Source organism: Schaalia canis (assembly GCF_003858455.1).
Lineage (GTDB): Bacteria > Actinomycetota > Actinomycetes > Actinomycetales > Actinomycetaceae > Pauljensenia > Pauljensenia canis.
Genome location: NZ_RQZF01000008.1, coordinates 70871 through 94045 on the forward strand (window position 1 = coordinate 70871; position 23175 = coordinate 94045).

19 protein-coding genes are annotated in these 23175 nt (G+C 58.1%); 9 read left to right on the forward strand and 10 right to left on the reverse strand.

Going from position 1 to position 23175, the window contains the following annotated elements:
- Positions 1 to 56: 56 nt before the first annotated feature.
- The 3 genes from EII11_RS07825 to mtrA are packed head-to-tail and all read right to left on the reverse strand — an operon-like array spanning position 57 to position 4054.
- A complete protein-coding gene (locus EII11_RS07825; protein ID WP_124871142.1) occupies positions 57 to 1721 on the reverse strand; it encodes an LpqB family beta-propeller domain-containing protein in 1665 nt (554 codons plus the stop codon).
- Positions 1718 to 3346 carry an MtrAB system histidine kinase MtrB gene (gene mtrB / locus EII11_RS07830; protein WP_124871145.1) on the reverse strand — a complete coding sequence of 543 codons (1629 nt, stop codon included), beginning with the start codon at positions 3344 to 3346 and terminating at the stop codon, positions 1718 to 1720. The genes EII11_RS07825 and mtrB overlap by 4 nt, the downstream gene beginning before the upstream one ends.
- A gap of 27 nt (positions 3347 to 3373) precedes the next feature.
- Positions 3374 to 4054: an MtrAB system response regulator MtrA gene (gene mtrA / locus EII11_RS07835; RefSeq protein ID WP_124871148.1), complete on the reverse strand. Its 681-nt coding sequence runs from the start codon at positions 4052 to 4054 to the stop codon at positions 3374 to 3376.
- 206 nt (positions 4055 to 4260) lie between these two features.
- Between mtrA and EII11_RS07840 the strand changes: the two genes are divergently transcribed.
- Genes EII11_RS07840 through EII11_RS07860 form a run of 5 tightly spaced genes read left to right on the forward strand, consistent with a single transcriptional unit; the run spans position 4261 to position 9916 of the window.
- The gene (locus EII11_RS07840) at positions 4261 to 5457 is read left to right on the forward strand and encodes a DUF7847 domain-containing protein (RefSeq protein ID WP_165867113.1); all 1197 of its coding nucleotides are present in this window, start codon (positions 4261 to 4263) and stop codon (positions 5455 to 5457) included.
- On the forward strand, positions 5457 to 6083 hold the full coding sequence (locus EII11_RS07845) for a DUF4129 domain-containing protein (RefSeq protein WP_124871154.1): 627 nt from the start codon (positions 5457 to 5459) through the stop codon (positions 6081 to 6083). Before EII11_RS07840 ends, EII11_RS07845 begins: the two co-directional genes overlap by 1 nt.
- A complete protein-coding gene (locus EII11_RS07850) occupies positions 6080 to 7384 on the forward strand; it encodes a DUF4350 domain-containing protein (protein WP_124871157.1) in 1305 nt (434 codons plus the stop codon). The genes EII11_RS07845 and EII11_RS07850 overlap by 4 nt, the downstream gene beginning before the upstream one ends.
- The gene (locus EII11_RS07855) at positions 7371 to 8540 is read left to right on the forward strand and encodes an AAA family ATPase (protein ID WP_240623108.1); all 1170 of its coding nucleotides are present in this window, start codon (positions 7371 to 7373) and stop codon (positions 8538 to 8540) included. Before EII11_RS07850 ends, EII11_RS07855 begins: the two co-directional genes overlap by 14 nt.
- On the forward strand, positions 8540 to 9916 hold the full coding sequence (locus EII11_RS07860; RefSeq protein WP_124871160.1) for a DUF58 domain-containing protein: 1377 nt from the start codon (positions 8540 to 8542) through the stop codon (positions 9914 to 9916). The genes EII11_RS07855 and EII11_RS07860 overlap by 1 nt, the downstream gene beginning before the upstream one ends.
- A 60-nt stretch (positions 9917 to 9976) precedes the next feature.
- Here the strand turns inward: EII11_RS07860 and EII11_RS07865 are convergent, their stop codons facing one another.
- Positions 9977 to 10969 (reverse strand): stage II sporulation protein M, encoded by a 993-nt coding sequence (locus EII11_RS07865; RefSeq protein ID WP_124871162.1) that lies wholly within the window; start codon positions 10967 to 10969, stop codon positions 9977 to 9979.
- A 19-nt stretch (positions 10970 to 10988) separates the two neighbouring features.
- On the opposite strand from EII11_RS07865, the gene EII11_RS07870 reads away from it, so the two are divergent.
- Complete coding sequence (locus EII11_RS07870) at positions 10989 to 11840, forward strand: RDD family protein (protein WP_165867114.1); 852 nt, start codon at positions 10989 to 10991, stop codon at positions 11838 to 11840.
- Between the two features lie 111 nt (positions 11841 to 11951).
- On the opposite strand, the gene EII11_RS11015 is transcribed toward EII11_RS07870, so the two are convergent.
- Positions 11952 to 12587 carry a DUF3499 domain-containing protein gene (locus EII11_RS11015; protein ID WP_124871169.1) on the reverse strand — a complete coding sequence of 212 codons (636 nt, stop codon included), beginning with the start codon at positions 12585 to 12587 and terminating at the stop codon, positions 11952 to 11954.
- A 79-nt stretch (positions 12588 to 12666) separates the two neighbouring features.
- Here EII11_RS11015 and EII11_RS10875 point away from each other — a divergent pair, with 79 nt between their 5' ends.
- Positions 12667 to 13143: a metallopeptidase family protein gene (locus tag EII11_RS10875; RefSeq protein WP_240623109.1), complete on the forward strand. Its 477-nt coding sequence runs from the start codon at positions 12667 to 12669 to the stop codon at positions 13141 to 13143.
- A gap of 9 nt (positions 13144 to 13152) precedes the next feature.
- Here EII11_RS10875 and EII11_RS07885 read toward each other — a convergent pair whose 3' ends face one another.
- From EII11_RS07885 to EII11_RS07895, 3 genes are read right to left on the reverse strand one after another with little or no spacing between them, the layout of a single operon-like run.
- On the reverse strand, positions 13153 to 15003 hold the full coding sequence (locus tag EII11_RS07885) for a DUF5719 family protein (RefSeq protein WP_124871172.1): 1851 nt from the start codon (positions 15001 to 15003) through the stop codon (positions 13153 to 13155).
- Positions 15000 to 18185 (reverse strand): glycosyltransferase family 2 protein, encoded by a 3186-nt coding sequence (locus EII11_RS07890; RefSeq protein ID WP_165867115.1) that lies wholly within the window; start codon positions 18183 to 18185, stop codon positions 15000 to 15002. Before EII11_RS07890 ends, EII11_RS07885 begins: the two co-directional genes overlap by 4 nt.
- A gap of 8 nt (positions 18186 to 18193) precedes the next feature.
- Positions 18194 to 18490, reverse strand: a complete 297-nt coding sequence (locus EII11_RS07895) for a WhiB family transcriptional regulator (RefSeq protein ID WP_124871178.1) — start codon at positions 18488 to 18490, stop codon at positions 18194 to 18196.
- A gap of 112 nt (positions 18491 to 18602) precedes the next feature.
- Between EII11_RS07895 and EII11_RS07900 the strand changes: the two genes are divergently transcribed.
- Positions 18603 to 19394 (forward strand): TIGR03089 family protein, encoded by a 792-nt coding sequence (locus EII11_RS07900; RefSeq protein ID WP_124871182.1) that lies wholly within the window; start codon positions 18603 to 18605, stop codon positions 19392 to 19394.
- Between the two features lie 93 nt (positions 19395 to 19487).
- Here the strand turns inward: EII11_RS07900 and glf are convergent, their stop codons facing one another.
- Both glf and EII11_RS07910 read right to left on the reverse strand, forming a co-directional pair.
- Entirely contained in the window at positions 19488 to 20648 is a 1161-nt protein-coding gene (gene glf, locus EII11_RS07905) for a UDP-galactopyranose mutase (RefSeq protein WP_124871186.1), read from the reverse strand.
- Positions 20649 to 20668: 20 nt separating this feature from the next.
- A complete protein-coding gene (locus EII11_RS07910; RefSeq protein WP_124871189.1) occupies positions 20669 to 21994 on the reverse strand; it encodes a UDP-glucose dehydrogenase family protein in 1326 nt (441 codons plus the stop codon).
- 172 nt (positions 21995 to 22166) lie between these two features.
- Here EII11_RS07910 and EII11_RS07915 point away from each other — a divergent pair, with 172 nt between their 5' ends.
- Positions 22167 to 23153, forward strand: a complete 987-nt coding sequence (locus EII11_RS07915; RefSeq protein WP_124871192.1) for a glycosyltransferase family 2 protein — start codon at positions 22167 to 22169, stop codon at positions 23151 to 23153.
- Positions 23154 to 23175 lie beyond the last annotated feature (22 nt).

Genomic DNA, 23175 nt, shown 5'->3' on the forward strand with positions numbered 1-23175 from the left:
GAATGCAAACACGCAGGCTGTCGTCTGACTGTGGATAACTTGCCCGTAGCAGAGCACTATCCAGGGAAACGCACACCGACAATCTTTTGCGGCACCTGCAGCCAGATCGCACTCGAGCGCGCCCAGACTTTACCGTCGGCCGTTGTCACATACAGGGACGCAGGCGACAACCCTGCCGTCACATAGAGCGAGTTTTCTGGAGCGGCAAGAGACTGAATGAATCCCCCCAGGGGAATGATCTCCAACTGCATGTGCCCGGCGTTGTGCTGATGCAACGCAACGACCATCGTTGATGACGCCCACGACACGTCAACGACTCCTTCAGAAAGACGTGCCAAAGGCCGCAGATCCGACAGAGCAATCGGTGTTCCGTATTGATCGCGAGCAATAGTGGCCAGCCATAATCCCTGAGCCTGCCCCACTCGACGTAGCATCACTGCGCGGGCACCATCAGGTGAGACGCGCAGAGCATGAATCTCATCCTCATAGGTGCTGCCCGTTAGGGGGCTTGTCGTTCCACCAAGGTGCGTCAGCGTTAAAACGCCCTTGTCACGCGAAGCGGTCCACGCCCAGTTGTACCGGTCAATCGAGGGCCAGCTCGGCTGCGCTACCGCAATAGATTGGCTGGTGCCTCGGCCTCGTTCCCAGAGGGTCAAAGTGCTGTCAGAGGCCCATGCCAGTAAGTCGCCAGTCACAGGGCTCATGGCTAAACGAGGAAGTGGCGCACTGTGCCCTTCGGGGAAAGGCTGGGGGGTGAAGGTCGATCCCGTTTGAATACCTATTCCCTCATTGGTGGAGGCAATCGCAGAATCAAGACGATAGCTCGGCCCCGACGGAAGGGAAGCCGCGGTAATGCTCTCTCCCCCCACGGTCAAACTGACATCAGCTACAAGTGCAGACTGTTTGAGGGTCGTAGCAACCTGCCACATGAGGAGGGCGCGCTCGGCTTCGGGCGGAGCTTGGGCGCCCTCAAGGACAACGGTCGCCACATTGTCTTTCACACTCGCGCCTGCACCGCCTAGTCGCGCGCCTTCAGGGATGGCACTGGCTACCGCAGAGGCAATGTCAGCGTGGGGCCCCTTCAAGAGGCCCTCAACCATATGCGAAACAACCCTCTTTCGCGGATACCACCGTGGATCTGGAATCAGAGCATTGCCGTCAGGCGAGGGGAAGTACAAGTTCACGGATTCAAAAGCCGCTGTAAAAGAAGCACGTGAGAGGATGATGCCGTCATCAGGAGTGTTGATGCGCCATTCACCATCCTCTTGAATGAGTTGGAAACGAGTTTGAACCTCCGCCGTAGCCTCCGCCTCAGTCAAGGTCCCTTCAGCGTCGACGCTGGCCACAGCGGGGGCATTAACAGTGACGACCGCCCGGCCCTCGTGCTCTTCAACGTCAAGGCGAGGAGTCGAATCAGTGGAGTAAATCTGAATGCTCGCGCGGGGTTTCCACGTTCGTTGAGAGGCTTTGGACAAAAACAGGCGGGCCGTTTCGAAGTCGTCAGAGGAACCGGCCGCGCAGGCGCGGAGGAAACCTTCAAGAAGCTGATCGGGTGATGCCCCCGCTATAGGAGCGCCCGCCACAAAGTTAATCGTGCCCGTAGTTGGGGTGTTAACGTCGAAAGGCTGAGGGGGGCCAGAGGATGGAAGGGCCGAGCAGGCGGTGAGTGGCAAGAGACACGCCATGAGTGCGGCAAAAAAGTGGCGGCGGGGGGTGGTCATTCTTCACCTTCCCAGATGCTCAGTGGGCATGGGCCGGGATCCTGGCCAACGTTGCGAGGAATGAGCATGAGGAAGGAGGCTCCCTTTCCTAATTCCCCGTAGGCGCTTAGAACACCATTGTGTAAGTGGACGTCTTCGGCGGCGATTGACAGTCCAAGACCGGTCCCACCGGTGGTTCGAGCGCGAGCTGGATCTGCACGGAAGAAGCGGTCGAAGACGCGCGCGGCGGTCTCTTCGGTCATCCCCACGCCGTAGTCGCGTACTCTCACAGCAACGCCTGATGAGGTTCCAGCAAGGTCAATGTCAACAGTGCTTCCATCAGCGTGTTCGATGGCGTTCACAAGGAGGTTTCGCAACACACGTTCGATGCGACGGGCGTCTACTTCGGCGGCGCAGCGCTCTTCTGGCAGATGCACGCGCACCTCCACGCCAAGGCGTTTCGCCAGTTCATCGTTTGCCTCAACGACTTTAGAAATAATGGGGCGCATGTCGGTAGATTCGGCCTCAAGCAAGGCCGATTGGGCATCATGTCGCGAGATTTCCAACAGGTCAGCAAGCATGGATTCAAAACGTTCGACCTGCCCGTGGAGGAGTTCAGCAGAGCGGCGCCCGGAGGAGGTCAGTTCCTCGCGTTCCTCCCAGATCATTTCCTCTGCCATGCGGATTGTTGTCAGCGGGGTTCGCAGTTCGTGCGAAACGTCGGTGACAAAACGCTGTTGAAGCTGGGAGAGTTCGTCGTATTCGGAGATTTGCTGTTGGAGGGAGGCAGCCATGTCATTGAAGGCATGACCAAGGCGAGCCATTTCGTCATTGCCTTCGACGGGAACTCGGGTATCAAGGTCGCCTGCAGCAAGACCCGAGGCCGCTTGGGCTGTTCGCCGTACTGGGCGCAGAAGATGGTAGACACCCCAAAAAACGCCAAAAGGCAGGAGCAGGAGTATGGGGAGGACCGCGATGGTCAGCACCTGCAAGGTGGTGTTGACCATCGCTTGATCCCCAGCGAGGGAGTAGACGATGTAAAGCTCGTGAGCGCCTGCGCGTGGAAGAAGAACCTGGGTGCCGGCGATAATGCCCGGTGCTTCAGGTCGGGTTTCCGTTGCGGGGATGAGGACAGATTGCCAATGCGCTTGGCCACTATGCTGTACGGCGTCACGAAGGTCATCGGAAATAATTGCCGTTGCGTTGGCGGGGATGATTTCGTTGATGCGTACCACTGAGGATGCCTCGGGGGAACGCAAGAGTACGGCAGCTACAGCACCCGCACCTGCTGCAGAGAATTGGATATTCTCAACGATTTGCCGCGCGACTTCTTGAACCTGATCTGGCGAGGAGGCTGTCGATTGCTCCAAGGATGCTTGGGCGGCTGAGAAGCGGACTGAGGCGTCCTCAAGGACGACGACTCGACGCGTCTCGAACATGGAGTCGGTGAGCTGGCTTGAGACAAGTATTGAAGATGCTGTTAGGACCGCGACCGCCGTGGCAGTGATGGCTAAAGCGATGCGCAAAGACAGGGATGAGCGCAGGCGCTCAACGATTGGGTGGTCGCGGAGGAGGCGCGCGATCCACCCTTTCGTCTGCGTGATCTTATCCGATGGTGACTGCGGGGGTGCCGTCCGCCAAGTCATCCGCAGCGCTCGCTTTCCGTTGTCGTTTTACGAGGTCGTTCCCGCACGGTAGCCGACGCCACGCACTGTGACAACGACCTCTGGGTGCTCGGGGTCGCGCTCAATCTTGGAACGCAAACGCTGGACGTGAACGTTGACTAAACGGGTGTCAGCCGCGTGACGGTAGCCCCAGACTTTCTCCAGCAATTCTTCGCGTGAGAAAACTTTCCACGGGGCACGCCCTAAAGCGACGAGCAGGTCAAATTCTAGGGGGGTTAGTGAGATCAGTTCTTCCCCCCGGCGTACAGCATGTCCTTGGACATCAATACTGATGTCACCGAGAGTCAGATGTTCTTCACCGGAGTCTTCCCGCCCGCGTAGGCGTGCTCGTACGCGGGCGACCAGTTCCTTAGGTTTGAATGGCTTGGGGACGTAGTCATCTGCGCCAGCTTCCAGACCTGCAACAACGTCGGCGGTGTCGGTACGCGCGGTGAGCATGACGATCGGCACATCGGATTCGCGTCGGATAAGACGGCAGATTTCAATGCCGTCAATACCGGGGAGCATCAGATCTAACAGGACGAGGTCGGGCGTGGTGGCGCGGAAAGTCTCGAGGGCTTGAGCGCCGTCGGCGCAGTCCATCACGACGAAGCCCTCTGATTCGAGGACAATTCCAATCATTTCTGCCAGTGCGACGTCGTCGTCGACAACGAGGATGCGCGAAGTCATGATCACGATTTTGTCACGACGCGGCCAGTTATGCACCTTCCTTCCTCAGCTTGTTGTCACTCCGCGCCTGGGAAGGTATCGACAAGCCACTGTGAGGGAGGCAATTTCGCGTCCTCAGCTTCTTCATGAACGAAAAGTCAGGGGAAACATGGCACGATGTATACCGGTACCTTGTGATTAACCGTTATCGACAGAGAGGACTCGGCATGACCGAGCAGCCACGTAATGATGAGCCCACTGCACAGGGATGGCAGGCTCCCGATTCCTCTCCGGGCTACCACTCTGCGTCCGCGTCTTCCTCTCAGTGGCACACTCCTGCCCCCAATGGTGGTCAGGGTTTTCAGGCCGGTCAGGCTGGCTCACCATACTATGCTGCCGGCCAATCCCCGTATCCTCACGGCACTGGGCCTGAGGCTGCGCCTGGGGAAGGCTATGGCGGATACGCCTCCTGGGCTCCCGCACCCCAGCCGGGCATTATTCCTCTGCGTCCATTGAATTTGGGCGATCTTTTTGACGGGACTTTCCGCGCCATTCGTTCAAATCCGACGGTCATGTTTGGCTTTGCGGTGGCTGTCATGGCGATCCTTTCGCTGATCACCGCGTTTTTCACCTGGTATTCCTTCGGATCACTCTTTGCAACCTTGTCCGATCCGATGGCCTTCCAGCCTGATGATGTTGAGAGTTTTGCGTCTTTCTTTTCGTCAACGCTGTTGACCGGTCTTGGTAGCAGCGCCGTCAATGCGATTGCGATCATGATCTTGTCGGGCATGCTGGCCCTGACCGTGACCGACGCGGTTCTTGGTCGTATGACAAGCATTGAACACGCCTGGGAACGGATCCGTCCTCGCGTGTGGAAGTTACTTGGACTTTCCCTGATTGTCGGTCTCATTTCAGTCGCCGCTACCAGCATCGTGGTTATTGCCTTCGTTGCCCTTGGAGCTGCCACCTATGCAGCCACAGAAAGTCCCGTTCTTGTGACCGTCTTAATCATCCTCTTTGGTCTTCCTGTGATGATGATCGTGGCATTTTTCGTTCAGGTGAAACTCCTTTTTGCCCCCACTGTTCTTGCCATTGAAGGTCAGGGAGTTTTTGCCTCAATCTCACGCTCCTTCACCCTGTCGAAGGGCTCCTTCTGGCGTGTGCTTGGTCGTCTTTTACTCATCACCCTGGTGACCGGTTTTATTGGGGCGATCTTGGGGAGCATTTCGGGTATCTTGCAGTCAGTGTTGCCGTTCTTCACCACTTACGCGCTCTCAATGGCCATTGGCACCTTCCTGACCGGCCTACTAACTGCCTTCCTCATTCCGGTTTCTGCGGCTTTCCAGACGCTGATGTACATTGATGAGCGCATGCGTAAAGAGAATCTTGCCCCCTCTTTGGTTCAGGCTTCCCAGGCTCAATAATGACCTTTTCCTTTGCCGCGCCACTGCCTGATCCGCTGATTCCTGATCCGGAAACCGGCCAGTCCTTGCTGGCTGAGGAGCTGGCGCGCCCAGAGTATGGAACTGAAGTTTCGCCTCTGACACGATTCTTCGCTCAGATCATTCGGGGGATCGTTGATCTTTTCAGTGGCGAAGGCTTCAGTGAAGTGCCTGTCTCCTCCGTCATTTTGCTTCTCTTCGGGGTATTCCTCGTTGTCTTGCTGATCCTCGTTTTTCTTAATCCGGTGCGCTTGCTGCGTCGCCCCTCTGCTGACCTTTTCGGAGAGGAAGAAACAACAATTCCCATCGCTCAAGAAAAGTCGAATTCGTCGGCTGCCTCGGGAGCGTGGGATGAAGCTGTGGTGTGGGAGTTCCGCGCATGTGCATTGGTCGCGCATGAGAAAAACCTGCTGGTCCTGTCTCCAGGTCTGACCGCTAAGGAAGTTGTTGATCGGCTCTTACCTCATTTTGCGAGCTCGGCAGACCTTCTCAAACAGGGGCGTCTTGACTTTGACGGCGTTCGCTACGGTACTGCTCATGCCGATGAGGCAATGTGGCTGCGTATGCGTGCATTAAGTGAACTGGTGGCGGCAGGAGGAGGGCAATGACCTCAACCGTTGTTGTCACGCCGAAGCTCTCCCAACGGCTACGAGCCTCGCGCACACTCATCACTATCGCCCTTATCGCAGTCATCTCAGGAGGACTTTTTATCCTGATTCCTCAGGACGAGTATGACAGTTACCCCCTCTCCCCCATCAATCCCGGCCACCATGGTGCACGAGCTTTAGCCCAGGTCCTCGAGAACATGGGGGCAGATGTCATCTATGCTGCGGACGCGACAGAAGCGATCTTCGAAGCCAAACAGCCCAACAGTACCCTTGTCATCACCCACCCCGATCTTTTATCTTCCGAGATAGACGAGGCCGCCGCAGCACTTCCTCGTGTGGTCGGTATCGGTGGCCTTCCCCCGGTAGATTCAGATATTTTTCCCGGGTTCGAGACAATCGTCACCGGCATTGTGCCCTCCCCTGATTCTCCTGTCCGTGTGCCTCTGGACGCTGAGGGATGCTCAAGCCCTTCAGCTCAGGCCGCTCAGTCGATTACTGCCGGGCGTCGTTATCTTTTCTCCCCCTCGGCTTTGGCAGACTTTTCCCTTAATGGAGAGGTCGCCAGCACCAGCATCCCCACTGGATGGCAATGGTGTTTCCTCGTCGATGACTCGGGAAATCCCCTCTCTTCCTCCCCTGACTCGTCCAATCAGGACGAACATGGAAGCCCCGAGGGCTTCCCTGGGGCGCTCTATGCTGAAAAATGGGACGGCGAGCATTACAGGGCTTTAGTGACCAACGACTTATTGGCCACTAACGAGTGGATCCTCCATGAAGGTAACGCCACATTGATGCTCAATGTGCTTACAGCGCCAGCTCCCCGCGAAGATCTGGGGCGCATCGTCTGGTACACCGCCTCACTGACCGATACTTTGCGCCCTCAAGCCCCCGGTGCGCCCTCGTGGCTGCACGCATCTGCTTTGCTGCTTTGCGGCGCCGTTGCTTTCTTAGCGCTTGCACAGGGGAGGCGCCTTGGACGCCTCGTACCTGAAGATTTGCCCTCCTACGTTCCCGCTGCAGAAACGATTACGGGGCGTGGACGTCTATTACGCCGTCAGGGCCAACACGCTCATGCGGCTCATCATCTCAGGGTGGCGACCGCTCGTCGTCTCGCTGCTCGCCTTGGAGTTCCCGAAGGCGAGGATCCCGAAATGCTCCGTAGTGCGCTGCGTGGCGCTGGCGTGAGCGAAACCGATAGTCAATGGCTGTGGTCACCTGAACCCGCCAACGATGATGACCTGGTCGAAGTGGCTTCCAGGCTCGCCGCGATTGAAGAGGAGATTCGCAATGCCCGGCACTAACCCCTACGCCCCACTTGATCCTGGAAATCCTTCCGGCCAGATGCCCCCCGGTGCCCCATCCCAGCCGGGCCAGCCTTACCACCACGGCCAGCAGGGCCTCTCCAACCAGCCCCACCACCCCGGCCAGCCTCCGCAGCACGCTCAGCCTGCCCAACAGGCAGCGGCCCAGCAGCAGCCAACGCCCCCGGCTCCTCTCTCTGATCAGGCACGCCAATCCCTCGTTGCCCTGCAACGCCTGAACGCCGAAATTGGGAAAGCAGTCGTCGGTCAGCAAGGTGCGGTCACCGGCCTCATCATTGCCCTCGTTGCCGACGGACACGCACTCCTTGAAGGCCCTCCCGGCGTTGCAAAGACCCTGCTCGTGCGTTCCCTTGCAGCCTCCCTTGATGTCGAGATGGCACGCGTCCAGTTCACACCTGACCTCATGCCCGCTGACATCACCGGTTCCCTGGTGTGGGACGCGGGAACCTCGACCTTTGAGTTCCGTCCCGGCCCAGTTTTCACGAATCTCCTTCTGGCTGACGAAATCAACCGCACGCCCCCTAAGACCCAGTCCGCATTGCTTGAAGCAATGGAGGAACATCAGGTTTCTGTTGATGGCCAGACGCGCCGCTTGCCAGAGCCTTTTATGGTGATCGCCACGCAGAATCCCATTGAACACTCGGGCACCTACCCGCTGCCTGAAGCTCAGATGGACCGATTCCTCCTGAAGATCGAATTACCGCTGCCTGAACGTGATGCGGAGATCAGCATCCTGGCGCGCCACCAGGAGGGTTTCAACCCCTTGTCATTGAGCGAGGCTGGTCTTTCCGCTGTGGCCTCAGCAGATGATGTTCTTGCCGCCCGAGCTGCGGCAGAAAAGATTGATGTGTCGCCTGCTGTTCTTGCCTACATCGTTGACCTTGTGCAGGCAACCCGGCACTCATCGTCACTTCGTTTAGGGGTCTCCCCACGTGGCGCCACTGCTCTCTTGCGAACCAGCCGCGTGTGGGCTTTCCTCCAGGGCCGGTCCTACGTCACGCCTGATGACGTGAAGACGATGGCGATTTCGACGCTTGCTCACCGCGTGAGCCTGCGTGCTGAGGCTGACCTTGAGGGAATTACCGCTCGGGCTGCCATCGAAAGTATCCTCGCGTCTGTTCCGGTCCCACGCTAATGGCACTGTCGTGGCGTGCCGCCCTTCTAGCGGCGCTGGGGCTTCCCCTGACAATTCTTTTCCCCTCGCGGACAAGCGCGTGGGCGTGGCTCCTGTGCGTCGCAGCCATCAGCCTGATTGACGCTGTGGTTGCGCAAAGCCCACGCATGTATACCCTGGAGCGGCACGTCATCGGACCAATTCGCGCTGATGAGACGACAACCTCCACCGTGACCGTCCGAAGCCCTTTCCCTCGCGCGGCGCGCATTGAAGTCCGTGATGCATGGCCGCCTTCCCTTCGCCCTTCCCCTGCTCACCATCGGGGCTCTGTTGCCGCTCCAGCACCGGCAACATTTGTCACCACCCTCGCCCCTGAACGGCGAGGTATCCGCCAAGCTGACTATGTGACAGTGCGCGTGTGGGGCCCTTTGGGATTGGCTGCCCGGCAGATCTCTGTGGCTGCTCCCTGCTCCTTGGATGTTCTCCCGGAGTTTCGTTCACGTCGTCTCATCCCCTCGCGGCTTGCCCAACTCCAAGAACTCGAAGGCTCCAGTGCTGTGATCTTGCGTGGACCGGGCACGGAGTTCGACTCTTTGCGTGACTATGTTCGCGGTGACGATCCTCGTGACATTGATTGGCGCGCCTCGGCTCGTTCGGATGATTTGGTTGTGCGGACGTGGCGCCCCGAACGCGACCGCCATGTTGTGCTGGTCGTGGACACGGGCAGGGCGTCAGCTCTTCTCCTGGGAGCACCAAAGGCTGCTGGCTCCCACACGAAAGGTACTATTTCGGCCGAGGATGATCGTGTCCAGCGTGACACCCTTGACCTTGGTGTGGCCCCTCGTCTGGATGCGGGGATTGAGGCTGCGCTCTTAATGGAAGCCCTTGCGGATAAAGCAGGCGACAAGGTTCATTTCCTTGCAGTTGACCGCCAGGTGCGGGCCCGAGTCTCGGGACTTAAGGGCGCGAGTTTACTCAATGCCACTGCCCGCGCTCTCCAACAGATTTCCCCCTCTCTTGAGCCTATTGACTGGCAGCTAGTTGCTCGGGAGGTTCGACGGACGGTTCGTCAGCGGAGTCTGGTTCTCTTATTGACTGAGATCCCTCCGGTGGGAACAGATCCAGAATTCCTTGAGGCGATCTCTCATATGGCGTCCTCTCACACCGTCGTTGTGGCGAGTGCCAATGACCCCACTGTGCCTGAGCTTTTGGCGGCGCGTGAGACGTCTGCCGACATTTATACGGCTGCTGCGGCTTCCGCCCTCGCTCATGAAAGTGCGGCTGGTGTGATGCAGCTTCGCCGCATGGGGGCAATCGCTGTATCAGAAGACGCTGGCCTGTTGGCGGCTCGAACAGCCGACACCTACATTGACCTTAAGCGTCAGGGCATTCTGTAATCCCTCACCCGTACATTCCCCCGCCAGCAATGCTTGCGGGTTACTACGGATACGGCGGCTTCAGCCTGCCACAGGGGTGCTGTAGCCAGCGTCCTCGGTAAGATCACCGCTGTATCCGGCGCGAGTGGCGCGCCCACCGACAATGAAGGTGTAGGCCCATACTCCGGCTGTCACAAGACTACCTAGACCAACGCGAACCCAGTCGGGTAGGTCCGAAGGAGTGACATAGCCTTCGAGAATGCCGGAAATAAACAGGAGGATGACCAGGCCCAAGGAAACTGTAACCATTGCGCGACCGGCCTGAGCCACAGACTGCATACGAGGCTTCCCTCCGGGAACGAGGGCCGCCCAAAAGACCCGCAGGCCTGCTGCACCCGCAATAAAGATTGCGGTGAGTTCAGGTAATCCGTGAGGCAGGATAAAGCGGAAGAAATGCCACACTCCGCCAAATTGAATGACGATAGCTGCTGCTTGTCCAATAGCGGCAGCATTATTGAACATGACGTAGGCGGGGTAAATGCCCGTGATGCCTGCCCCGACGCATTGAAGGGCGATGAAGGCGTTGTTCACCCACACGGAGGCTCCAAATTCAGCATTCGTGTCTTGATGGTAGTACTGCACAAAGTCGGACTTGGCGTACCTTTCCAGTTCAATAGGGGTGCCTAATGCGCTAAATCGTAGAGGGTCAGCGAAGAGCCATGCCGCGTGAACGGCTGCGACCACGATGAACAGAATCATCACGGTAATGCTCCACCAGCGGATGGAATAAAGCGCTGCGGGTAGCTCGGCGCGGAACCAGCGCGCAATGCTGTAGGCCGAAGTCCCCGAGGTTCCCGTCAAACGTGCTCGCGCTGCGGCCAGGTCCCGGGAGAGTACACGGATCAGGTCAGGGTCAGGTGTTGCCGAGCGGATGGCAGCAAGGTCTGCTGTTCCGGCTCTATAGAGGCGAGCAAGTTCGTCGATCTCGGGTCCTGTGAGTGACGATGAACGAGCAAGCTCATGGAGGCGCGACCATGAGGATGTTCGGGCAGTCTTTAGCGCATCAATGTCCACATCCGCTAGCGTGTCATATATGAGTGCTTCTGTCGTGCCGCTACGCCATATTCAGCAAGAATCAATCGTCACAGGTGAGGCTGTCACCTTAGAGATCTCCCCTGCCTCGCCTTTGCTGCGTGCGGCAGCAACCCTGGTGGATATTCTCTTGACGATCTTTTACGCGGTGATCGCTGCCTATGTCCTCCAGCTTTACGTTGACATCTCCTCTGACTCGATGGCGCGCGTGGTGCTGATCGGTGGCGTCGCCTTGCTCACCGTAATTCTTCCGTTGATTGTCGAGGTTGCTACGCGCGGTCGTTCCTTGGGGAAGTGGGCTTTTGGCCTGCAGGTGGTTCGTGATGATGGTGGAGTCATTACAGCTCGCCATTCGCTGGTGCGTATGCTGGCGGGGATATTGGAAGTGTGGCTGTCGCTAGGGGCGATTGCGATGGTAACGACCCTGGTTGCGCCTCGTTCTAAACGTCTTGGTGATTTAGCTGCGGGAACAATGGTCATTCGCCTACCTGAGCCTCAGCTTTATGCCCCGCTGCTCATGCCTCCCGACCTTGCTCAGTGGGCCTCCACAGCCCAGGTGGTTTCCTTGCCGCCAAGTGTGTCGTCCCAGGCACTGCATTTCATGCGCACGAGTGCTTCTTTGATTCCGCATGTGCGCGAGGCTGGCGCACAAAAGATCGCTGAACAGCTCATGACCTTTGTTGAGCCTGCGCCCCCTTCTGGCACTCATCCTGAGCGTTTTATTGCCGCTGTCCTTGTCGTGTGCCGTGATCGGGATCTGAGTCGTTTGATCGCGCGTGATGGGCTGAGCCAGCAAAGCTTTGAGCGTGCCACTGCCTCACCCTTCGGGCTTGACAAGTCTTTCGGGCTGTAGGACTTCAGACGCTCTTTTCTTGTTCTTTCTGGAACCTTCGTGTTTCTGTGCCCCCATTGAGGGAACGCACAAGAAAATGAAGGGCGAGGCCCGGGCGTTTTCGTTGCGTGTTTAGTGACCTGCGGGTGCGTCAGTGCTGTTTTCTTCAGGCATTGTCGGGCGAGGTTGTGCGAAGGGGCCCAGTTCACGTGCCACATGTTCAGCGGCGCTGCGCGGGCCAGTGCCCTTTTGGGATGCGTTGGATGGGTGTGAGGATAAGGCCGAGCGTGACGAGGTAACCGGCGGTGTTGAGGGTGGCTGTGATGTGCTGAATGACGACGAGCCTCGCCCTGGAGTGTCCGCATCCGCTGGGGCGGGGCGTAGTTGGGTCACGGTGGCGTATGTCCCCTCGTGTGGGGCACTGTCGTCATGGATGTTGTCCGCGACGCTGTGGTCGCTGACAGGATGGGCCTCGCGGCGTCGCATCGTCGCTTCAGACCGGGCAGCGGCGCGCACGGCGTCAACGAGGGCTAGCAGGTCATCGGAGGAGGGCGGTGCGGGTTCGTAGGTGGTTTGGAGGCGCACAATCTGCCAGCCTACGGGCACAGTGAGGTTGGTGGCGTGCCCTTCACACAGGTCATAGGTATGCGGTTCGGGTGAGGTTGCCAACGGTCCCAAAACCGCCATTGAATCGTGGTAGTTGAAGGTCAGCGTCGCCACGGAAGGGTGGGGGCATCCGGGTTTAGAGCAAGGTCGAGCCGCAATCACCGCTCTACCATACGACTTTCTTCTCTGTCAGGGGGTGACATCGGTGGGTGCGCCTGCGTTTTGACGTATTCCTCAGGGAATGTTCGGCGGTGTCGTGCCCATCGTTGACGCTCAGGTAGTGGGCTATCGTGGAGTCATGCTCTCTACGCGACATCCCTATCGAGATCGCCATGGTCGCGGCATGCGTTCTCCCCTCTTTTTTCCTCGCACGCCCGCATGGCGAACGCGCCGCGAGCGCTTCGAGGAAGTGATGGCGCGCGTTATTGAGGATTTCACGCGCCGCTGGCCTGCGGTGGCGACAATCGAGTTTGCCTGTGAGGACGTGCCTCCTTCTGATCCTGCAGCGTGGGAGGATCATTCCTGCGTGCTTTCACGCCTTTTCCCTGCGGATCGACGTCGCGCGCTGAAGGATCGGATTGTCGTGTATCGTCTGCCGGTTGTTGCCCGGGCTCAGGGTGAAGAGTTGGAGCGTATGGTGCGCCATATCCTTCTTGAGCGCATTAACCGTGTGTTGATTATTCCCCCTGATGAATATGATGAGGCTTTGAGCCAGTAGCTGCTTCGACTATCGCAGGTCGATTGCTCGGGTGAGCCCACTCATGGCAACATTTCCCAGAGGCCATACGGCATTGACGTTGCCGGTCGGCATGTCAATGTGGATGAGAATAGCGGCGTGAAGTCCCTCGTCTCCGCCAAGAGAACGCTGTGAGTCAGCGATGGGCAGGGTGACACTGGTTCCGGCCGGTATCGTTATCTTGTCATCGCCATAGCCGGCGCTGAGCTCTTGCATTGTCGGGTTGATGAGCAGGAGTTCCTGGCCAGCAATACTGCTCTGAGCTGGGGTTGTCACCGAAGTCGGTCGTACAATCGCAGCGTCGAAGGCGCGCGTCAGGGATGCTTCCATGTCGGTAGCTGCGGGAATGGTGAGCTGTTGGATAGGGGTAGCGGGCGCAAGCAGGCCTCTTCCCACCCATTGTTGTGGTGCTTCTCCCGAGGTGTGTGGTGTGGTTTGAGTAGAGCCGGAAGGCCACTGTGCTCCTGGGAAGAGAGCGCGAATTTGGGCGACAACGGGCTGGGTTGATTCCACAAGAAGTGTGGAAGTCTCTGTTATGGACGGCAGGTCAAGGTCGAGAACGCTATTTGCAGCAAGGGAGAGCGCCCCTCCTGGAATATCGCGAGTCCCTTCAGCGTCAATAAGGCGAACTGTTACTTGAGTATCTGTGTGGACCTGAGTGCCTTCGTGCACGCCATCGGATTGGGGGCCTGTGGTGTCCGCTGTCGTGCCCGAGGCTGCGGGTACGGCGATGCGTAGTGAGTGGTTTCCTTGTGCTGTTAACCCTGGGATAAGAATGCGGCTGCTGGGCACAGTTGAGCCGATCCACGCTGCACCCTGGGGGATTTCTCCTGAGATCGCTGAACTGTGGAGCCATGCGGATACACCGGGGCCATCGGCCTGGAGGCGGATAAGCAGGCGTTCCTCGTTAGAGAAGTAGCGTCCGGGTTGGATTGTGAGGGTTTCGCCAGCGCCGACAACCTCCCCCTGGGAGAGTTCATCGAGGGGCCCGCTCGCCCCCCAGGCGCTCAGGGTGACGACCGATGGTTGGCTGCCAGTGTTGGCTACGCGGATGATTGTGTCTTCGCCTGCAGAGGTAGCTCCCGCCGCGAACCAGTGTTCGAGTGCGGGCGGGGTGCAGGGCAGCAGGGAGAGGCCCCGCAGTTCCCCACCTTTTTGGGCGAGGAGGCTCACCCCGTGAGGGAGCTCGCTGTTGGCACTGCCTGCTGCTGCGGCATCGACATGGTCATTGGTGTGAGAAAGCGTGCTTGTCAGCGCCCAGGAGCGGCCGTCAACGCGTGCGGGAGGCTCAGGGGAGACTTCACCGCCGAGAAGGAAATCGGTATGTGAAGAACCGGTGGGGTGCCAGAGTGTAGCGGCTGCGGTGCGCGCTGAACCTTGCCCATCATTGTCCCTCTGGGCGTTCGTCGATGCATCTTCGCTCCCGAGGGGAGCAAAGGGATCAATGCTGGCGTCCAGGCAGCCAAGTGTGAGCTGTGAGGGGTGGGCACTGACACGGGTGGCAGGCAGCGGCTCAGGTGCTGGTGGGGGTGCGATAAGGCTGGTGGCGGCGACAGCAGCGATAAGGCCAACCCCCACAACCCAGGACACACCTAGTAGAGCTGATTGTCGTTTGCGTACGCGCACAAGGTAGGCAACATCATTGTGTACGTCAGTGTCCACGCTCTCGCCGGAGTCCTCAACGGAGTCCTCAACGGAGGGCGCCGGAGATGAGTCGGCGGCGTCCTCGGCAGTGTACTCGGCGGTGTATTCGGCGTTGGGTTCGGTACTGGGTTCGAACTCTGCGCCAGTCCCGGGCATGTCTTTTTCAGCGTCAACGTCCTGGTTGGGGGTGTGGGTCATTGCTTCCTCCCGACAGGAATGCTTCCCAGCGCAGCCAGGAAGATACTGGCGATGATCAGCCACTTCCATACGCTCATCCAGGGGGCGTCATAGGTCAGGACAAGCGAGGCCTCTCCAGGGATAGTCCAACTTTGCGCCCACTGATGTGTCGCGGGAGCAATCACCTCTCCGTTAGCTCGCAACACCCAATGCTCAGATGCGCGCTCAGCCAGATGAACCCGGCCGCCCTCGTGAACGTACCCAGTCACCGTCAACCCAGAGGAGTCAAGGCTCTGCACCTGCCCAGCCCCGCGGGCTCCGGCCTCTTTCTGTGCCGCCTCATGTTCATTTCCTATGAACATTACGCGTGCAGGAACTACCCCTCGCGGGCGGATACGCCAGCTCACGCCGGCACTGGTTTGAGCGCCACGTTCCACACCCGGGGCCCGATCCAACGCCCGAACCACGGGCGCCGCATTTTCACTATCAATGGACGCGACAACAATTGCGTCAATACCATGCTCAGCTAGGCTCTCAATCGCTTGATGATCAGGGGCTGTCAAAGCGGTCAGGGCAGATGTGGCGAGGGAACGCCATGCTGGATCGGAGTCACGTTCACCGTGCTCGTTCACTTCGGCGTAGCGTAGATAGGCTGAAGAATCAGTGATAACCGGCCCTCGGCCACGATAGAGGCGCACCTGCAGCGGCGTGACCGACGGGTCCACATGAAGCACGCGGGCGCTGCGCGCACTGTCTTGAGCATGCACGCTTGCTGCAGGTAGGGCCTCCTCTGCCGAATCATAGATGCGCTCCCCCACAGGAAGTGACACTATCCCCTGCATAAAGGCCAGGGAGGTCGCAAGAGCGCCAATACTCACCACAGAGACAAGCTGATAGAGCCTGCGCTCCCCCACCGTTTTCCCAGTAGATGAAAGGATTGCCACAAGGAGGCACAATGCTGCGCAAGACAATGCGGGGGCTGGCCATGCGTGTGCCACTATTCCCTGCTCTGACACTCCCACAGGAATGAACGTCATCCCGTACGCGGCACAGATGAACAGACCTGCCGCAGCAATAGCGACCGGCGGGATCCACAGGCGCCATGCTTCGCCGTGTTCATGGGAGGAAGCATCGATTTGCCCCCAGCGGTAGGCGCTGCGGGAGGCACGAATCAACGCCCAGACCAGGAGGAACAGTGCGGGCGCGCTCAACAGCGCCCACAGCATCCCCTCGCTGCTGTTGTGCGGAGCATACTCCCATCCCTGTGGCATGCCGAGAATCAACTGCCACGGCACTACTGCCGGGCCGCTCTGCGCCGGATGTGCCGGGCCCATCACAGCAAGGAAGGCACCGATCCCTCCGCGTCGCACCGCATCAACGGTGGAGGGCACAACAAGAAGGAAACTTGGGAGGAACGCCAGTGCGACTGGCAGGATAGAGGACGCTTTGCGGCTGACGCGTTGACGGCGCCGACGTCCGAAGATGCGCGCCAGGAACACCCCCGCCGCAACCGCTAACGCCAGCATGAAGAATCCCGGGGTTAGTCCAGTGGCGACAAAGAGCGTCAATGCCGCCGGCCCCCACCAACGCATACGGCCTCGCGAAGGGATGATAACGGCGTGAAGTTCACCAGCGAGTTCTCGGGTGAAACGAATCCCCAACGCTTTGAGCCAGACAGCGCAGGTCAGCGGAACACAGACATGGAAAAGCACCGCACTCAGATGACCGGAGGACAGGCTCATCGTCATCATCGGCAGACAGGACCATAGAAGCGCCGCAGCAGCTCGGGCACCCACACGTAGCGTCAACGTGCTTGCCAAAGCCCAGGCGCTCAGACCCGCAGCAGGCATTGCCAGAGCAAGAAGCCACGGGGCAAACTCGTAGGGACTCACCCCAAAAAGTGCGGCCGGAGCAGTCATGAACGCCAGGATGACCACCAGCGGATCACTCACCCCCGGCGCCCCATCCGCGCCGGGAATCCACGGCGTCCAGGCCGCATCCCACAGCAGTTGCCACGAGGACGGGAGCTGTGCCCAGGCAGCGCCAGCAACACCGTCAAGCACGGGCATCGACATGAGTAAGGCGACAACTGTCAAGAGGAACGCAACTACGCCCACCCCCACTAGGCTTCGCGCGCGGTGCAGCCGAACCGCTCCAGCTAGTTCTGGGCTGACCTCGCTCCCCTGAAGCCGTTCCACACCTTTGCGGAGCTCCAGGCGCCGTTCACGTAGAGCTTTTGAGGGCAGTTCAAGGCCTGCCACCGCCCGTCGAGGAGCACGCGCATGACGGTGGATCCACGCGCGCCTGGCAAAAAGATGCGGGCTATCGGTCAGGGCGAACAATCCAGCAAGCAGCTCGCTCCAGGCTCGGCTTCCCTGTCCTGCGACAGCAAAAACCAGGGCACGAATCGGAGCTGACACCCATGCAAGAAACATGGCAGTGGGCAACTGCCATGCGGGAACAGCCAGAAGCCAGTTGTAGGTGCGCGCACGCAGCACCTGCGTCATGGATTGTTTGTCCTGCCAAGAGCGCCTGTGATGTCGCACGCGGGCCTTCGGGCACACAACGACGCGGTAGCCTAAACGCCGTGCGCGCCGACCAAACTCTAGACCGTCACCGTAGGGACCCAAGATCGGATCGAAGCCCCCTGAAAGCCTCCATAGTTCAGACGACACGAGCATGCCTGCGGTACTCACTGCAAGGACGTCGACACGCCCATCGTGTTGTCCTTGGTCGATCTCATCGGGCAGGGATGTTTCTTGGCGGCGTGCACCTCGCGTGGCCGTGATACCGACGGCAAGAGCGCGCGTTCCCGTGGCATCAAGAAGTTTCGGGCCAATGACTCCGATAGTCGTCCCCGTATCGGCCATCGCAAGCAGGTGCTCAAGGCAATCCGCTTCAGGGGTGGAATCTGCGTGCAAAATCCACAGGAAACGCACCTGCGTGAGCAAAGGAGCGAGGGCCTGGGAGTGGAAGGCTTCATCAATGGCTCGCCCAAGATTCGCTGCCGAACGCGCATGGTAGAGGTACGAATGCTCGGGGAGGGATTCTTCATTGATGACGCCCTTATCGGAGGCATCAATGACCACCAGATGAGTGGGCACATGGGTTTGAGCGGATACAGCTTCGACCGTGGCGCGAAAGTGGTCATCCTCGGCAACTGTAACGAGGACGGCGCAGGTGCTCTGACCGATAGCAGTCACGATGGAACTTAAATGGCGAAGCGGCGCAGCTTACGACGTTCACGCTCTGACATACCACCCCAGATTCCGAAGCGTTCATCGTTTTGCAGAGCGTATTCCAGGCATTCAGAGCGCACCGAGCAGGACTGGCATACGGCTTTTGCTTCACGGGTGGAACCGCCCTTTTCAGGGAAGAATGCTTCCGGGTCCGTCTGGGCACACAGGGCATGCTGTTGCCACCCCAAGGGGCCGTCGTCAAGGCCGATGAGCTCGAACTCAGAGGCGTCAGACCATGCGATAGGTCCATCTCCGAGGATGTTCCACATTGTTCGCCCCTTCGTCTCTGTTCGGTCAACAATAAGAATTACACGCGTGTCATACGTGAAAGTCAAGCCCAAAAGATGTATTTGGGATTCTCCCCACGTTAGGCTATCCTCTATGTTTTCACTCAATCAGGTTGTTGATTCCTTATACACGCAGGCTCGACCTGTACTAACGTGGTACGGTTCGGCACGTGTTGAGCTAGGCGGCCCCGTACTTGCTCGATGGTTCTCAAAAACAGCTAACCTTCTCTCGCACGATTACGCCGACCTTTTTGCACCCTCATCAGGGGTTTCACAACATATCGTTGTCGATCTTCCTTCGTGTTGGCAGAAAATCATCTGGGTATCCACCGCAACACTGTGCGGATGGACAGTCAGCGTCCCCGCACGTCAGGAGGACTTCGACGCCAACGATCCCGCTGGCACCGCCCTCGTTCATCACGAACTATCAGATGCTGCCAGCCTCACGCATACCCCAATCACCCTTTATGTCACCGAGCGAATGAATGCCAGCGCCCAGCAGGCTCAAGCAGACGGCACCGATATTCTGCTCCACAATCTTTCCCCACTTGCCCTGCGCTGGGATGATGACCTTCCCCCAGGGGCGATTGACGCCCTCGAAGCACTCATGTCCCACAGTGATCAACTTGAGGACGTTTACGAGGCCGTAGCCTGGCCCTCCCATGCTCCACGAGAGCACAGTGACGAACCAGCACTTCACGCTCCACAAGCTGCCCTGAGTGATCCTCAGCAGCATCGCCTCGTCCTCCACGAGGCGAACGCCCTCGCCCTCTACATGCCTCTTACCGCACTCTGGGCCGAGGGCGGCAGCGCCATCATCATCGACCCGGCCTACCACAGCCGTCAGGAGGCCGCTTCAATCATGCAGGTTGAACTCCCCACCTAGCGATGAATATAGATCTCAAACACATAAGCACCTTCACCAAGATCAGGCAATTTACCCGGCCCAATATGAAGGGGGGGTAGCGACGCTCTCCCATTACCCACGCGAGTTGAAAATCTCCGCCAATTGACCGTCCACCAAAGCCAATGCAGAGGCAATCGCCATATGCATGTCCAGGTACTGGTAGCTGCCGAGACGCCCCCCGAAGAAGACTTGTTTTTCCTCTTGTATTTTTTGCCGGTAAGCGTGAAGGACAGCCCGATCTTGGGCGGTATTAACGGGGTAGTAGGGTTCATCGCACACCCCAGCAAAACGTGAAAATTCGCGAAAAATAACCGTTCGCTCACGCTGGTAGTTCCGCTCGGGGTGAAAATGCCGAAACTCAATAATTCGCGTGTATGGCACATCCAAATCGCCGTAATTCATCACGGGACATCCCTGGAAATCACCTGTTTCGACAATCTCTTTTTGGAACTCAACCGTGCGCCATGAAAGCTGCCCGTCAGTATGATCGAAATAGCGATCAATTGGCCCGGTGTAGACAACCGGGATCTGCCCTACTGTCGCAACCTTTCCTAGCGGATTCTTGGGGTCAAGAAAGTCTGACTCAAGGTAAATATCTATGCGGGGATGATCAGCCATATTCGATAGCCAATGAGTGTATCCTTGTTGTGGAAGCCCCTCATATGTATCTGTGAAGTAGCGATTGTCGTATGTGTAGCGAACGGGCAAGCGTGTCACAATCGAGGCAGGAAGATCCTGAGGAGCGGTCTGCCACTGCTTCGCAGTGTAGTTCTTAAAAAAGGCATCAAAGAGGGGGCGCCCCACCAAAGAGATACCCTTTGATTCAAAATCATGGGCCTCGCTAGAAGAACACTCCTCAGCCTGCTGAATAATCAATGCTCGAGCTTCATCCGGGCTCAAAGCAGTGCCGAAGAATTGGTTAATCGTACCAAGGTTAATCGGCATGGGGTAGACCACTCCCCCAACCGTGGTCCACACCCTATGCACGTAGTCAGTAAACGAAGTAAAGCGATTGACGTACTCCCACACGCGCTCATTCGACGTGTGGAAGAGGTGGGCACCGTAACGGTGTACCTCGATGCCCGTGTGAGGCTCAACCTCGGAGTAGGCGTTCCCGCCAATATGAGGGCGCCGTTCAACGATGGCGACCCGCACGCCCCAACGGCTCGCAGCTTGCTCAGCAACAGTCAAGCCAAAAAGACCCGAACCGACAACGATCAGATCGTAGTTCATCTCTTATGCCTCTTCTCAAGCTAACGGCGGCCGATACCGCGATAGGTCCAACCTGCCGCTTTCCACGAGGCTGGCAACAACGCGTTTCGCCCGTCCACGATAAGCCTTCGATTAACCAGGGAACCCGCATGGGTCGGGTCAATCTGACGGAAGATCGTCCATTCGGTCCCTAAAAGGACTAAATCAGCACCCTTCAAAGCCTCATCAAGGGAGTAAGCGACCTCGAAGGGATGGTCTCCATGAGCGCGAAGCACGGGGCCAGCTTCTGGATCCATCACGATCACCGACCCAACCTCCCGCGCAAAATGATGAGCGAGGTCCAGTGATGGCGAGTTACGCATGTCGTCTGAATCTGGCTTAAAGGCGGCGCCAAGAATAGCGATGCGCGCGGAGGAGTAGTCGGAGCCCAGTAGTTCACGCACAGTATGAATAACTCCCAAACGGACGGTCTCGTTGACGCGGTCAACCTCACGCAGGAAGGCCAGAGAGTCCCCTACACCAAGCTCGTGGGCTCGAGCTTGGAAGGCACGAATGTCCTTCGGGAGGCAGCCCCCACCAAAACCAATGCCGGCCCGTAAAAAGCGTCGTCCAATACGATCATCAAGGCCAATTGCTCCCGCTAGAGCGGTGACATCAGCTCCGGAGGCATCACAGATCTGAGCCATGGCATTAATGAAACTGATTTTGGTGGCGAGGAAGGCATTGGCACTGATTTTGACAAGCTCAGCGGTAGCGTAGTCCATCACCAAGCGCGGCGTGCCTGCGTCAATAATTGTTTCGTAGAGTTCGTCAAGGACGCGCTGAGCTCGAATGGCAGTCTCTGGATCTTCGGGGAGGCCGTACACCATCCGGTCGGGCTCAAGGGTGTCCTTCACGGCAAAGCCTTCCCGGAGGAATTCAGGATTCCACACGACGACCACACCTGTGGATGCGACACGCTGGGCGACAGTATGTGCGGTGCCTACCGGAACCGTTGATTTTCCTGCAATAATTTCAATACCTGCTTCGCAGAGGCCTAGGTGAGGAAGCATGGCCTCAACGGCTGCATCAATGTAACGTAGGTCGGCAGCACCGGATTGTTCCGACTGTGGTGTGCCCACGCCAATGAAGTGAACGGAACAGCCGCGAATTGCCTCATAGTCGGTAGTGAATCGAAGACGTCCAGCAGCCACATTGCGTTCAAGTAGTTGAGGCAAGCCGGGCTCAAAAAAGGGGGCTTTCCCTTGCGAGAGGGCCTCTACTTTGGCAGTGTCAACGTCAATGCCGACAACCTCGTGGCCAAGCTCAGCCATTGCTGCTGCATGAACGGCACCAAGGTAACCGCAACCGATAACCGAAATTCGCATTCCTTGACTCTATCAGGGTCACTCCTCCCAAGAGGGCTACGACTCCCGTGTCCCATTCATGCCGCTCTTGAGGGGAAGACCTCACAAGCTCGCCCCTTCTTTCTGCGGATCGTCGTGACACCCTAAGTGCTAGTGTTACGGATTGGATGTGTCCATTATTCAGGAGTGCGCCGTGCGTCTGTTTGTTCAGATTCCTTGCCTCAATGAGGAAGAAACCTTGCCCCTCGTTCTTGCATCAATCCCTCGCACCATTGAGGGCATTGACGAAGTCGAAATCCTCGTCATTGACGACGGGTCAACAGATCGCACCGTTGAGGTAGCTCGAGCACTTGGTGTCCGACACTTTGTCTTCCATGCCAACACTATGGGCTTAGCGCGTTCCTTCGCCGACGGTGTTCACTACGCCCTGTCCCATGGTGCAGATATTGTTGTCAACACCGACGGAGATAATCAGTATCCCCAAGAGATGATTCCTGCGCTCGTCGCTCCTGTTGTAGCAGGCGAGGCCGATATTGCGATTGCGGACAGGCAAACCGCAAAGATTGCCCACTTTTCCTGGTTCAAGAAGCGGATGCAACATTTTGGATCAGAAGTGGTCAACGCCGCTGCTGGCACCCAATTGCCCGATGCGGCATCAGGGTTCCGGGCCTACTCACGCCAAGCGCTTTACCGCCTTAATATCATCACTCAGTTCTCCTACTGTATGGAAACCATTATCCAAGCGGGCAACAAGCGTTTGAAAATCGCCTCAGTTCCAATCACAACTAACCCCAAGACCCGCGAGTCACGACTGTTTAAGAACATCTGGCAACATATGTATAAGTCTGGGGCGGCGATTATCCGCTCCTACCTCATGTTTCGCCCGCACCTAGTTTTGGGCTGGATTGCAGCGATCATGGGGGTAATCGGCATTATTCCGATGATCCGTTTTCTCATCAAGTGGCTCTTCGATGATGCGTCGGGCCATATCCAGTCCCTGATCTTCGGATCTGCTCTCACCACAGGCGCGATGGTCACACTTTCGATCCTCGTGGTGGCCGATCTTCAACGGACAAACCGCGTCCTCATCGAGGACGTTCTTGAACGCGTCAAACGTGTCGAGTACCACCAAAGACATCGCGCTGGCTCCACTGACGGCCAAGCCTCTGATCTCCCATGAGCGCATCATCAGGCAACCGAAA